The organism is Lawsonibacter sp. JLR.KK007, assembly GCF_036941135.1.
Lineage (GTDB): Bacteria > Bacillota > Clostridia > Oscillospirales > Oscillospiraceae > Lawsonibacter.
In genome coordinates, this window is the sequence record NZ_JAYWSY010000001.1 from 654,393 (window position 1) to 667,975 (window position 13,583).

The 13,583-nt window shown below is 63.1% G+C and carries 10 protein-coding genes; all 10 read left to right on the top strand.

The features are described from left to right. Nucleotides 1-29 precede the first annotated feature (29 nt). Nucleotides 30-1,778 carry an Hsp70 family protein gene (locus VV088_RS03845; RefSeq protein ID WP_334599467.1) on the top strand — a complete coding sequence of 583 codons (1,749 nt, stop codon included), beginning with the start codon at nucleotides 30-32 and terminating at the stop codon, nucleotides 1,776-1,778. Further along, nucleotides 1,775-3,856: a hypothetical protein gene (locus tag VV088_RS03850; RefSeq protein ID WP_334599468.1), complete on the top strand. Its 2,082-nt coding sequence runs from the start codon at nucleotides 1,775-1,777 to the stop codon at nucleotides 3,854-3,856. The genes VV088_RS03845 and VV088_RS03850 overlap by 4 nt, the downstream gene beginning before the upstream one ends. Nucleotides 3,857-3,975: 119 nt before the next feature. Further along, nucleotides 3,976-4,299, top strand: coding sequence for a helix-turn-helix domain-containing protein (locus VV088_RS03855; RefSeq protein WP_334599469.1), 324 nt, complete (start codon nucleotides 3,976-3,978; stop codon nucleotides 4,297-4,299). 274 nt (nucleotides 4,300-4,573) lie between these two features. Beyond that, nucleotides 4,574-5,920, top strand: a complete 1,347-nt coding sequence (gdhA, locus tag VV088_RS03860) for an NADP-specific glutamate dehydrogenase (protein ID WP_334599470.1) — start codon at nucleotides 4,574-4,576, stop codon at nucleotides 5,918-5,920. 12 nt (nucleotides 5,921-5,932) lie between these two features. Next, complete coding sequence (gene gdhA, locus VV088_RS03865; protein ID WP_334599471.1) at nucleotides 5,933-7,276, top strand: NADP-specific glutamate dehydrogenase; 1,344 nt, start codon at nucleotides 5,933-5,935, stop codon at nucleotides 7,274-7,276. A gap of 247 nt (nucleotides 7,277-7,523) precedes the next feature. Continuing rightward, nucleotides 7,524-9,152 carry a gamma-glutamyltransferase family protein gene (locus tag VV088_RS03870; RefSeq protein WP_334599472.1) on the top strand — a complete coding sequence of 543 codons (1,629 nt, stop codon included), beginning with the start codon at nucleotides 7,524-7,526 and terminating at the stop codon, nucleotides 9,150-9,152. Between the two features lie 469 nt (nucleotides 9,153-9,621). Beyond that, complete coding sequence (locus tag VV088_RS03875; protein WP_334599473.1) at nucleotides 9,622-10,407, top strand: hypothetical protein; 786 nt, start codon at nucleotides 9,622-9,624, stop codon at nucleotides 10,405-10,407. 109 nt (nucleotides 10,408-10,516) lie between these two features. Further along, nucleotides 10,517-12,001, top strand: coding sequence for a glycerol kinase GlpK (gene glpK, locus VV088_RS03880; RefSeq protein ID WP_334599474.1), 1,485 nt, complete (start codon nucleotides 10,517-10,519; stop codon nucleotides 11,999-12,001). A gap of 225 nt (nucleotides 12,002-12,226) precedes the next feature. Further along, nucleotides 12,227-12,838 carry a hypothetical protein gene (locus VV088_RS03885; protein ID WP_334599475.1) on the top strand — a complete coding sequence of 204 codons (612 nt, stop codon included), beginning with the start codon at nucleotides 12,227-12,229 and terminating at the stop codon, nucleotides 12,836-12,838. Next, nucleotides 12,835-13,578, top strand: a complete 744-nt coding sequence (locus tag VV088_RS03890) for an acyl-[acyl-carrier-protein] thioesterase (RefSeq protein ID WP_334599476.1) — start codon at nucleotides 12,835-12,837, stop codon at nucleotides 13,576-13,578. The genes VV088_RS03885 and VV088_RS03890 overlap by 4 nt, the downstream gene beginning before the upstream one ends. Nucleotides 13,579-13,583: the final 5 nt, after the last annotated feature.

Sequence of the window (13,583 nt, forward strand, 5' to 3'; positions counted from 1 at the left end):
CGAGGGACGGCAAGGCAGGGTGAGTGCATATGGCTATCATTGGAATCGATCTGGGCACCACCAACAGTCTGGCGGCTGTGTGGCGCAACGGAAAGAGCGAACTGATCCCCAACAGCCTGGGGGAGTATCTGACCCCCAGCGTAGTCAGCGTGGATGACGACGGGACCATTCTGGTGGGGGCGGCGGCCCGGGACCGGCTGATCTCCCATCCGGAGCGGACGGCCGCCGGGTTCAAACGGAGCATGGGCACCAGCCGCCGGTATGAGCTGGGGGGCCGGGTCTTCACAGCGGAGGACCTGTCCTCCTTTGTTCTGCGCCGCCTGCGGGAGGATGCAGAGAGCTACCTGGGCGAGGTGGTGGACGAGGCGGTGGTCAGCGTTCCAGCCTACTTTGCCGAGGCCCAGCGGGCAGCCACCAAGCGGGCGGGCGCCCTGGCTGGACTGACGGTGGAACGGCTGGTGAACGAGCCCTCTGCCGCCGCGGTGGCCGGACACATCGGTGAAGGGGATGAGGACAAGGTCTGTCTGGTTTTTGACTTCGGCGGCGGCACGCTGGACGTCTCCCTGGTGGAGCGGTTTGACAACGTGGTCAGCGTGACCGCCGTCAGCGGGGACAATTACCTGGGGGGGCGGGACTTCGACGAGCTCATCGCCCGGGGGTTCTGCCAGGACTGCGAACTGAACTTCGACAGCCTGTCCCGCCAGCGGCAGGAGACCCTGATCCGCCAGGCGGAGACCTGCAAGATGGCCCTTACCACCCAGGAGCCGGTGATCATGGCGGTGTCTGACGAGGAGCTGTCCGCCTCTCTGCCCCTGACCCACGAGTGGGTGATCCGCAAGAGCAGCTCTCTGTTCCAGCGGATGCTGGCTCCGGTGCGCAAGGTGTTCATGGACGCCGGACTGGGGGCGGGGGAGCTGGACGAGCTGGTGATGGTGGGGGGCTCCAGCCACATGCCGGCGGTGCGCCGGTACATCGCCAAGGCCCTGGACCGGGAGCCCGCCGCCGGGACCCGGCCGGACACCGCCATCGCCATCGGCGCGGGGATCTGCTCCGGGATGAAGGCCCGGGCCAGCGACCTGCGGGAGCTGGTGCTCACCGATGTGTGCCCCTTCACGCTGGGGGTGAATGTGCTGAACCATGCGGAGCAGAACAAGGACCTGATGTCCCCCATCATCGAGCGCAACAGCGTGCTGCCCACCAGCAAGGAGGGCACCTACTATACCGCTCACGACAACCAGAACGCCCTGGACATCAAGGTGTACCAGGGGGAGCAGCGTTACTGTGACGACAACACCTACCTGGGCCATGTGGAGATCGCCGTGCCTCCCGCGCCCCGGGGCCAACAGTACGTCCGGGTGCGCTTTACTTACGACATCAACGGCCTTCTGGAGGTGGACGTGGTGGCCAAGGACGGTCAGACCGGCCGTCTGGTCCTCCAGGGCTCCGGCATGAGCGAGGCGGAGGTGGAGCAGCGGCTGAAGGAGCTGGAGCGGCTGAAGATGCACCCCAGGGACCAGGAAGGTCCCCGCACCCTCATCGCCCGTGGAGAGCGGCTGTACGCCATGACGGTGGGACAGATGCGGGACCAGGTGGCCTACATGCTGGACTGGTACCAGATGCAGCTGTCCACCCAGGAGCCGCTGCGGGTGGCGAAGGCCAGCCGCAAGGTGGCCGGCTTCTTTGACCAGGCGGAGGCTTACATCGGGCTGGGGGACCTGCCGCCCCTGGACCTGGACCCGCTGGCGGATGAGGGGGACGCTGAGGAGGACGAGACATGAGCTGGCCCTGGAGTCAGCTGGGCCTGCCCGGGCCCTCTGACCTGTCTGAGGTCCGCCACGCCTACGCGGAGAAGCTGAAGACCGCACACCCGGAGGAGGACCCGGAGGGCTTCCAGCGGCTCCACTCGGCCTACCAGCTGGCCAGCCGCATGGCCCGCCAGCAGAAGCGGGGCGGCCAGCCCGCCGCGCCCCGGACGGAGCCGCCGCCCAGTCCGCCCCCTCCGCAGGAGGACTTCGCCTTTGGCGAGCTGTTGAAGGATGGCGGCGAGCCGCCCAGCCGTCCCCCGGAGGGGGAGCAGGACTTCGATTACGACGAGCTGCTTCAGGAGGGAGACGAGCCCTCCCGGCCTCCCCGGGAGGAGGAGAAGGAGCCGGAGTTCGACTTTGAGCGTCTCTTCGCTGAGGGGGAGGCGGAGCGGGCAGAGGCCCGCCGCCGCCGGGGCGAGGCGCGCCGGAGGGCCCAGGCCCAGGCTCAGGCGTGGGCGCGGGAGCGCCAGCGGGCCAAGGAGTGGGCGCAGAAGCGGGAGCAGTGGCAGCGTCAGGAGCAGCGGAATACCTACGATCGGGAGCGCCAGGACCAGTTCCGCCGGGAGGAGTCCCACTGGCAGAACACCGAGACCATCCTCCACACCATTGAGATGATGTACAATGCCCAGGCTGGGCCGGAGGTGTGGAAAAAATTTTTCCAAAGCGCCATGTTCCAGCAGAACAAAAACAGCTTGGACCTGATCTTCGGCCTGGAGGACTTTGTCAGCTCCAAGAGCCTGCCCCAGGAGGTCCGTCTGGCCCTGTTTCTGGCCTGCGGCATGGACAAGGGGGTGTCCCGGCCTGAGCTGCGGCCCCTGTATCAGATGCTCCTCCCCGCCTGGAAGGCGGCGAACTATGAAAAGACCCATGAATGGAAGCTTGCCGCCCTGGGCGTTGTGCTGGGGTTGGCCTTCCCCTTTGTCTTTCCGCCCCTACTGAAGCTGGGGGTGCTTCCGGCTCTTGCCCTCAGCTTGGGCGCGGTCTGGATTTTTTGGGTGATCCGGAAGGCTGTGAAGACCGGTAATCAGGAGCGGCGGGCCAGGGGGGAGAAGGTCAGCAAAAAGCAGGAGCGGCGGTCCATCCTCCTGGGCGCGGTCTGTGTGGCGGTGCTGGTGGGCGTGATGTCCTGGGGCCGGACGCGGCCCGATTTGAACCTGCGGGACCTTCTGCCCACCAGGGACCCCCGGGAGCAGGTGTGCCGCTATCTGGAGAAGGACTTCGGCCTGGAGGTGGCCTCTCTGTACCAGATGAGCGAGTACTACGCCAGAGAGACCTTCAGCAACGTATTCTATTTGGAGGACCATCCGAACCGGCAGTTTCTGGCCGGGCCGGACGGGGACCGGGATGTGAAAAACGGCAGTCCCGGCTACACCACCAACCTTCCGGAAATGATGATGCTCTGGTCTCTGCGGGACTTTATGTATGAGCGGAAGATTTACGATGTGGATACCGTAGACCGGGAAGAGGGGCTGGAGCAGTGGGAGACTGGCAGCACCTTTGTCATCACCCTGCCCACAGACGGGGCGGGGGAACTCATCACCAGCCTGGGCGGTCTGCTGGAGGAGCTGTCCCAGGAGCAGTGGTACCAGGCCCAGACGCCGGTGTGTGAGGTGGTGCTGTGCAGCACGCCGATGATGGAGGGCAGGCTGGTTCTGCACCGCTGGCGCCCTTCCGACGGCTCCTTTGACGCGGAGAGCGTCCGGGCGCTGTATGAGACGGCCTTTGCCAGCTCCTACTGCGCCCAGATGATCCGGGAACTGGAGCTGGACCGGGACTTTATCCACGAGACCGGGGAACAGTATACTCTGACCAACGAGGGCACGGCGGTCATCCTGGACCACGACTGCTATAAGATCTTCGGCCTGGACGAGTCTGGCGCGGTGGCCATGGAGTATTATGTATCCCTGAAGGAGCGGAACATCTACTGCCTTCCAGGCGATTTCTGGGAGACGGGCAACCAGGAGGAGCAGCTGAATTTCTACCGTCTGCTCCACTGGGGGGACAGTTTTGGCACGGTGGGCCTCTATTATCCCTGGCTGCGGGTGAATTAAGGAACATATTTCCTGTTATAATAGTAACTATCCTGCTGTTTCAAGAATTTTCGGCAAATTTCAAAAAAATTCATGATTTCGTCACACATTTTCGTCATAATGGGCCAGAGGTGATGACCGTGACGTTCAGCGAAAGGCTCCGGCAGCTGCGGCAGGAGAAGAAAATGACCCAGGCGGTCTTGGGCCGCGCGATTGACATATCCCCCCGGATGATCAGCTTTTATGAGAGCGGCAATCATTTTCCCCGGGATGAGATCATCCTGAAGCGGATTGCCGCCCTGTTTGAGGTGAGTTTGGATTATCTGATGGGCTACTCAGACCTGCGGGAGGAGGCCTCGCTGAAGAGGCTGTGCGCCTCCTTCCGCGGCCTGTCGCCGGTGGACCGGGGGACGGTCATGGATTTTATGGAGTTTCTGGCCGCGAAGCGTGGTCCCCAGGATTGAATTTCTCATTTCGATGCATACCAACCAGGACCTGCCGGTGTTCCGGCAGGTCCTTCTGTTTGCGGCGGGCAGTTGGGAAAAACGGGAGAGGGAAGCGTCAAAACGACGAAAGTTTTCTTTTTTGCATTACTGCTTTAATGAATTAAAACAAAAATGCAAAATGAAGGAAACAAAACATTGACTTGCAAAAATGAACGTGGTAAGGTGAATATGTCCCTATCAGGAGAGGGGTCAAAGCAGGTTTCGACAAATAATCTTTCGGGAGGAAACAGTCATGAGCATTCAAAATGAGTATTTGAACGGTTTGATGGAGCGGGTCGTCAAGCGCGATCCCGCCGAGCCGGAATTTCACCAGGCGGTGCGGGAGGTCCTCACCTCCCTCGCCCCTGTTGCCAACGCCCGTCCCGAGCTGATCCGTGAAGGCGTGATGGACTGCCTGGTGGAGCCGGAGCGCACCATCAAGTTCCGTGTGCCCTGGGAGGATGACAAGGGCAATATTCACGTCAACCGCGGCTTCCGCGTCCAGTTCAACAGCGCCATCGGCCCCTACAAGGGCGGCCTGCGGTTCCACCCCTCGGTCAACGAGAGCATCATCAAGTTCCTGGGCTTTGAGCAGACCTTTAAGAACAGCCTCACCGGCCTGCCCATCGGCGGCGGCAAGGGCGGCTCCGACTTCGATCCCAAGGGCAAGTCGGACGCCGAGGTCATGCGCTTCTGCCAGTCCTTTATGAACGAGCTGTTCAAGTATATCGGCCCCGACACCGACGTGCCCGCCGGCGACATCGGGGTGGGCGCCCGGGAGATCGGCTACCTGTTCGGCCAGTACAAACGGCTGAGCAACGAATTCACCGGCGTGCTCACCGGCAAGGGCCTGACCTACGGCGGCTCCCTGGCCCGGAAGGAGGCCACCGGCTACGGCCTGTGCTACCTGGCCGACTGTCTGCTCAAGGACGGCGGCAAGGGCTTTGAGGGCTCCACCGTGGTTATCTCCGGCTCGGGCAACGTGGCCATCTACGCCTGCGAGAAGGCCACCCAGCTGGGCGGCAAGGTGGTGGCCATGTCCGACTCCAACGGCTATGTCTACGACAAGGACGGCATTGACCTGCCCCTGATCCAGCAGATCAAGGAGATCGAGCGGGGCCGCATCAAGGAGTATGCCCAGCGCAAGGCCGGGGCGGAGTACCACGAGGGCTGTGTCAACATCTGGAACGTACCCTGCGACATCGCCCTGCCCTGCGCCACCCAGAACGAGCTGCCCCTGGAGGGAGCCAAGGCCCTGATCCAGAACGGCTGCTTCGCCGTAGTCGAGGGGGCCAACATGCCCTCCACCCCCGACGCCATGGACGCGCTCCAGGAGGCCGGCGTGCTCTTCGCCCCCTCCAAGGCGGCCAACGCCGGTGGTGTGGCAGTGTCCGCCCTGGAGATGAGCCAGAACTCTATGCGCTTCTCCTGGACATTCCAGGAGGTGGACGACCGCCTGAAGACCATCATGACCGACCTGTACCACAACGCCGCTCAGGCCGCCGAGCGGTTCGGGATGGCGGGCAACCTGGTGGCCGGCGCCAACATCGCGGGCTTCCTGAAGGTGGCCGACTCCATGCTGGCCTACGGCCTGGTGTAAGGAGGGTTCTTTATGAATAACTACGCAGCCCGCGTATTGGAGCGGCTCCGCCGGAAATATCCCAACGAGCTGGAGTACCTCCAGTCCGTCCAGACCTGGCTGGAGATGATCGACCCCGCCCTGGACAACTACCGCTATGAGAAGCTGGATCTGCTCACCCGCATGGTGGAGCCGGAGCGGATGGTCACCTTCCTGGTGCCCTGGGTGGACGACAAGGGGAACGCCCACACCAACCACGGCTACCGGGTGCAGTTCAACAGCGCCATCGGCCCCTACAAGGGCGGCCTGCGCTTCCACCCCTCGGTGAACGAGAGCGTGGTCAAATTCCTGGGCTTTGAGCAGACCTACAAAAACGCCCTCACCGGCCTGCCCATCGGCGGGGCCTCCGGCGGAGCCGACTTCGATCCCCGCGGCCGGTCTGACCGGGAGATCATGCGTTTCTGCCAGTCCTTTATGAACGCCCTGTACCGCTACATCGGGGCGGACACCGACGTCCCCGCCGGAGACATCGGCGTGGGGGCCAAGGAGATCGGTTACCTCTACGGCCAGTACAAGCGCCTGCTGGGCAAGGCGGAGAGCTCCGCCCTCACCGGTAAGGGCCTGACCTACGGCGGCAGCAAGGTCCGGCTGGAGGCCGCCGGTTCGGGCACCGTCTACTTCCTGGCCCGGATGGTGGAGAGCAAGGGGGACACCCTGGAGGGGAAGACCATCGCCGTGTCCGGCTTCGGCAACATGTCCTGGGGCGTGTGCCGCAAGGCAGCGGAGCTGGGGGCGAAGGTGGTCACCCTGTCCGGTCCCGACGGCTATATCTGGGACCCCGACGGCATTACCACCCAGGAGAAGCTGGACTTCCTCCTGGAGATGCGCGCCAACGGCTCCGACCGGGTGTCCGCCTACGCGCGGGAGTTCGGGGTGGAGTTTTTCCCCGGGAAAAAGCCCTGGGAGGTGCAGACGGACATCGTCATCCCCTGCGCCACCCAGAACGAGCTGGACGTGGAGGACGCCATCTGCATCCTGGCCAACGACGTGCGCTACTACGTGGAGGGGGCCAACATGCCGGCCACCGCCGGGGCCATGAAGCTGCTGCGCCTCAGCCCCAAGATCCTCACGGCGGGAGCGAAAGCCTCCGGTTCCGGCGGCGTGGCGGTGTCCGCCCTGGAGATGGCCCAGAACTCCATCCGCTACAACTGGACCCGGGCCGAGGTGGACGACAAGCTGCGCCAGATTATGGGCTCCATCTACGACGCCTCCGCCGCGGCGGCCGCCCAGTACGGCCTGGGGGACGACCTCATCGCCGGCAACGACATCGCCGCCTTTAAGAAAATTTCCGAGGCCATGATCGCCCAGGGGCTGTAAACCGCAGCGCCGCCGGCCCGACGGCGTACAAGACCGGTAGCAGCGGCTGCTTCAAGCTCCGGGACCTGGGCAAGGCCCTGAACTTCTGCGCAGGCTGGAGCGCGGACCGGGGGATGTATATCACAACGGATCAGCCCTGCTCCGCATAACAGACAAGCGGCTCCCAACCGGGAGCCGCTTTGGTTGCTTTTTCCCCAAAAATCCTGTATAATGGTTCCATCAAACCGAAGCAAAGGAGCTGACCGTTATGCCCCAGTACGATCCGCACAGATATACATACCCATCCCGAAGAAATGTGGTCTTTGCCAAAAACGGCATGGCCTGCACCTCGACGCCCCTGGGGGCCCAGGTGGGGTTGGATATTTTGAAGTCCGGCGGCAACGCCATGGACGCCGCCGTGGCTATGGCGGCGGGGATGCCCCTCTTTGAGCCCACCGGCAACGGCCTGGGCTCCGACGCCTTCGCCCTGGTGTGGGTGGAGAAGGAGAAAAAGCTCTACGGCCTCAACGCCAGCGGCGTGGCCCCGGCGGCCCTCAGTGTGGAGGCAGTCAGAGGGTTGGGGTTTACAGAGATGCCCAAGGAGGGTTGGATTCCCACCATGGTCCCCGGCGCGCCCGCCGGTTGGGCCGAGCTGAACCGCCGCTTTGGCGCCAAGCCCCTTGCAGAGCTGTTCGCGCCCGCCATTGCCTATGCCCGCCAGGGGGTTCCCGTCCCGGTCAACGTGGCAAAGCAGTGGGCCAAGGATGCCCGGCGGCTGAAACGGGCCATGGAGCGGGCTCCGGAGGTCCACGGCGGCTGGTGGCGGGCATTCATGAAGCCGGACGGCTCCCCCTACGAGGCGGGGGACCTGTTCCGCTGGGAGGAGTACGCCCAAACCCTGGAGGAGCTGGCCGCCACCGGCTGCGAGAGCTGCTACCGGGGACCGCTGATGGAAACGATTGTGTCGTTCAGCCGGAAGACCGGGGGCTATTTTACAGAGGACGACTTCCGTACGTACCATCCGGAGTGGGTGGAGCCCATTACCGCCAACTACCGGGGCTATACCGTCTGCGAGATCCCGCCCAACGGCCACGGGATCACCGTCCTGATGGCGCTGAACATCCTCAACGGGCTGAAGCTTTCCCCGGACCGGGAGAGCGCCGGCACCTATCACAAGATCATGGAGGCCATCAAGCTGGCCTTTGCCGACACGAAGACCTATGTGGCCGATCCCCGGTACATGAAGACCAGGGTGGAGGACCTGCTCAGCGAGGAGTACGCCGCCCGCCGCCGGGCGCTCATTACCGGCAAGGCCCTCACCCCGCAGGCAGGGGACCCCTCCTGCGGCGGCACCATCTACCTGTGCACCGCCGATTTGGAGGGCAACATGGTGTCCTGGATTCAGAGCAACTACACCACCTTCGGCGCGGGGGTGGCGATTCCCGGGACGGGCATCTCCCTGCAAAACCGGGGGGCCAACTTCTCCCTGGACCCGGACAGCGACAACTGTCTGGCCGGGGGGAAGAAGTCCTACCACACCATCATCCCCGGCTTCCTGCTGAAGGACGGAGAGGCCGTGGGGCCCTTCGGGGTGATGGGGGCCTTTATGCAGCCCCAGGGGCATGTGGAGGTGCTGGTGAACACCATCGATTACCACATGAACCCCCAGGAGGCCCTGGACGCTCCCCGGGTGCAGTGGATCGGGGGGAAACACATCCAGCTGGAGCGGGAGGCCGGTCCGGAGATTGCCGAAGCACTGGCGGCCATGGGCCACGAGGTGGAGGTCATTGACGACCGCATCAACATGGGCCGGGGCCAGATCATCTGGCGCACCGAAAACGGCCTGCTTGTCGGCGGCACTGAGCCCCGGTGCGACGGGACGGTTGCGGCGTGGTAAAAAGCCGCCTTGACAAATTGTCGGGGCGGTGGTATAGTAACTATAAAGGGATGCCGTCCGCAAGACGGTTCAGCCCGTTTGGTTTGGTTTAATCAAGAAAACCGTCACCGTTCCGGGGTGGCGGTTTTCAGCGTTTTATACGTATGGTCACAGTACAACCAAAGATGTGAAAGGTAACTGTGATTGGCATACGCTCACCCCCTTTCGGGTGGTGTAGCTGAACCGCCTCGCCTGTATTGGACAGCGTCCCTACAAAAATATACCATGGTTCGACAGCCGGGTCAAGAAACAACTGCGGTCTTTTTTCACACCATGCTGACAACATAGTTGCAATCGTCGGCTGACTGTGGTATGATAAGCGAAGAAGGGTACCCTTCTAGCCTTTGCATTGCAAAGGCTAGAAGGGTACCCTTCTAGCCTTTGCATTGCAAAGGCTAAGGTGCTCAAAAAGAGAAAAGGGGTATAAACTATGAGAAAAATATTTTCCCTTGTGCTAGCCCTGGCAATGTGCCTGGGGCTGACCATCCCGGCTTTTGCAGAATCTTATACGTACGGCTACAGCGATGGTATTATCATTACCGCTTATTCAAACGGCTCGCTCAGCTATATCGGAGCAGGGACACTGAGAGCGTATCATGTGGATGATAGCATAGAATGTCTCGATTACGCGGGCTTTATTATTGATGGTTCTGACTATGTTTTTGGCAGTGATACTATCTCAATCAGTATCGGGCCGGGAATTACTGTCGCTGATGACTTCAAAGAGGTGTGGTACGCTGTTTCCCGTGATCTGGGGCTTTCCGTCACATTCAACAACTCTACCACCGCTGAGACAATCGCCTCTCCCAGCAATGACGGTCTGGAGGTGAACGGTGCGGTGGCTGTCCCCACGGTGTACAAGATTAACGACAGCAACTACTTCAAAATCCGCGACGTGGCCGCCATGCTCAACGGCACTGAGAAGCAGTTCTCCGTGGGCTACGACGGCACGAAGAACGCCGTCACCGCCACCACCGGCGAGAGCTACGACAGGCAGTCCGGCGACCTGGAGGGCCCGGCCAAGGGCGGCAGGTCCGCCGACCCCAGCAACGACGCCATCTACGTCAACGGCGAAAAAATCACCGCCGAGGTCTACAAGATCAACGGCTCCAACTACTTCAAGCTCCGCGACCTGGGCAAGGCCCTGAACTTCTACGTGGGCTGGAGTGCGGACCGGGGCATGTACATCGAGACCAACAAGCCCTACAGCGAATAAGCAACCCCACGCGGCGGGTGACCGGACAGGTCGCCCGCCGTTTTTCAATCCTTGTTTTTTCCCCGGAACGGCGGTATAATAAGGAAAACCAAAGAAAAGGGGAACATTTATGGAAAAGCGCTACATCGCCGCTCTGGACCAGGGCACCACCAGCAGCCGCTGCATCCTCTTCGACCGGGACCAGAATATGGTGGGCATGGCCCAGAAGGAGTTTACCCAGTTCTACCCAAAACCCGGCTGGGTGGAACACGACCCCATGGAGATCTGGTCCAGCCAGTACGGGGTGCTGATGGAGGTGCTGGCCCAGAGCGGGGTAGACGTGCGGGAGCTTGCCGGCATCGGCATCACCAACCAGCGGGAGACCGCCATCGTCTGGGACCGGGACACGGGCCGTCCGGTGTACAACGCCATCGTCTGGCAGTGCCGCCGCACCGCCGGGCTGTGCGAGGAGCTGAAGCAGGACCCGGACTTTGTGGACTACGTGAAGGACCGCACCGGCCTGCTCATCGACGCCTACTTCTCCGCTGCCAAGATCAAGTGGATTCTGGATCACGTCCCCGGAGCCAGGGAGCAGGCGGAAGCGGGAAAACTCCTCTTCGGCACGGTGGACAGCTGGCTGATCTGGAAGCTCACCGGCGGGAAGGTCCACGTCACCGACCCCACCAACGCCAGCCGCACCATGCTGTATGACATCCGGAGCCTGGACTGGGACGAGAAAATCTGCCGGAAACTGGATATCCCCATGGGGATGCTGCCCCAGGTCCGCTCCTCCAGCGAGGTCTACGGAACGGTGAACATCCAGGGGGTGGAGGTGCCCATCGCCGGGATCGCCGGGGACCAGCAGGCCGCCCTCTTCGGCCAGACCTGCTTCCGGCCGGGGGAGGCCAAAAACACCTACGGCACCGGTTGCTTCCTGCTGATGAACACCGGGGAGACCCCCTTTGTCAGCAAAAACGGCCTGCTGACCACCATCGCTGTGGGGCTGAACGGCAAGGTGCAGTACGCCCTGGAGGGCAGCGTCTTTGTGGGCGGCGCGGTGGTCCAGTGGCTGCGGGACGAGATGGGGCTGATCTCCGACTCCTCCGACACCGAGTACTTCGCCGGCAAGGTGGCCGACACCGCCGGCGTGTATGTGGTCCCCGCCTTCACCGGCCTGGGCGCGCCCCACTGGGACATGAACGCCCGGGGCGCCATCCTGGGCCTGACCCGGGGCGCGGGGCGCAACCACATCATCCGGGCGGCGCTGGAGTCCATCGCCTACCAGACCGCCGACGTTCTCCGGGCTATGGAGGAGGACGCCGGTATCCCCCTGCGGGAGCTGCGGGTGGACGGCGGGGCCTCGGCCAACAACTTCCTCATGCAGTTCCAGGCGGACCTGGTGGACCGGCCCCTGTCCCGCCCGAACATCCGGGAGACCACCGCCCTGGGGGCGGCGTATCTGGCCGGGCTGGCCGTTGGGATGTGGTCCGGGCTGGACGACATCCGGGGCAGCTGGACCCTGGACCGGCGCTACCAGCCCGCCATGGAGGCGAAGCAGCGGGAAGATCTGCTGTCTGGCTGGCACGAGGCGGTAGACCGGGTGCGGAGCAGATGACAGAGACAAGAGACGAGAAAACGCCCCCTCCGGCCTTTGGCCGGAGGGGAACGGTATAGCTGAGTCACAGACCAAGCGGTTCCTTACAATCAAACCATCTGTTACATCCACGTTGCAAGATGCGAGCCTGGCTGTCAAGCGCCGCCAGGGGCCCTCCCATCTTGTTTTTTTCGGAGGAGCGCGCTATAATAGGGCCACAAGAAACCTCAAAGGAGGGACCCGAACATGGTACAAGAGACAAAGCGGTTTTTGTCCTATATCTGCCCTCACTGCATGCAGTCGGTGATTGTGGAGCGGGACCTGTTTTCCCTGGCGGCGGCCCCGGCCCATATCAAGTGCCCCTGCGGCAAGTCGGAGCTGGGGGTGGAATTTCTCCCCAACCGGGTGCAGCTGACGGTGCCCTGTCTGTTCTGCGGGCGGGAACACACGGTGTCCTGCTCCTCCCACGCCTTTATCCGGGAGAAGGCGCTGGCCTTCTCCTGCGCCGCCTCCGGGCTGGACTGCTGCTACGTGGGGGAGGAGGGTCCGGTCTACGCCGCCACCGCCCGGCTGGAGGGGGCGGTGGACAAGCTGGGGGAGGACGCTGCCGAACACGGGGCCTTTCTGGACGGGATCGTCATGGAGGAGGTGTTGTCCGAGCTGCGGGACATCGCCGCCCGGGGCGGTATTTCCTGCACCTGCGGCAGCAAACGGTGGGGGTTCGACGTCCATTTCAGCTCGGTGGAGCTGTACTGCCAGGAGTGCGGCGGCAAAGCCCGCATCCCAGCCGCCACCGCCGACGACATCGACGATCTCTGCTGCAAAACATCTATTTTGATTCGAGGGAAAGAGCAATGAGCACGTTTTTTGAGTATGATATCCGCTTAAACGGCCTGGACGTGGACGGCCGGGGCCAGTGCAAGGCATCGGCCCTGCTGAACCATCTGCAGAACGCCGCCACCCTGGCGGCGGAGGACGGAGGCTTCTCCCGGGAGATGCTGGTGGAGCGGTACGGGGCCTTCTGGATGCTGGCCCGGTCCTGGTACCGGCTGTCCCGGCCCCTGAACTATGAGGACCGGCTCACCATCCGCACCTGGCACCGGGGCGGCAAAAGCGCTATCATGTACCGGGACTACGACATTTTAGTCAACGGACAGCCGGTGGGGGAGTCGGTGTCCGCCTGGGTGCTGGCCAATGTGAACAGCCGCAAGCTGATGCGTCTGAGCGCCATCCCCGAGCTGGAGGGCACCGGCGGCGGGGCGCTTTGCAAGACCATGACCCTGGCCAAGTTGCGTCAGCCCGGCGACCTGCGGGAGGCGGAGCGCCGTCCTATGCGGTACAGCGACTCCGACCTGAACGGCCACGTGAACAACACCCGCTACGCCGACTTTGCCTGCGACGCCGTGGGGATGGAGCGCCTGTCCGGGGACCGCTATCTGGCCGAACTGCAAATCGGCTACCTGGCCGAGTGCCGCCCCGGCGAGGTGCTCACCATCCAGACCAGCGGCCTGGGGGACAGCCGGTTCGTCCGGGGCGTGGACGATGCGAGAAAACCCCGGTTTGAGTCCGCCCTGTTTTTCGGAGAAACGCCTTTTTAAGCCAT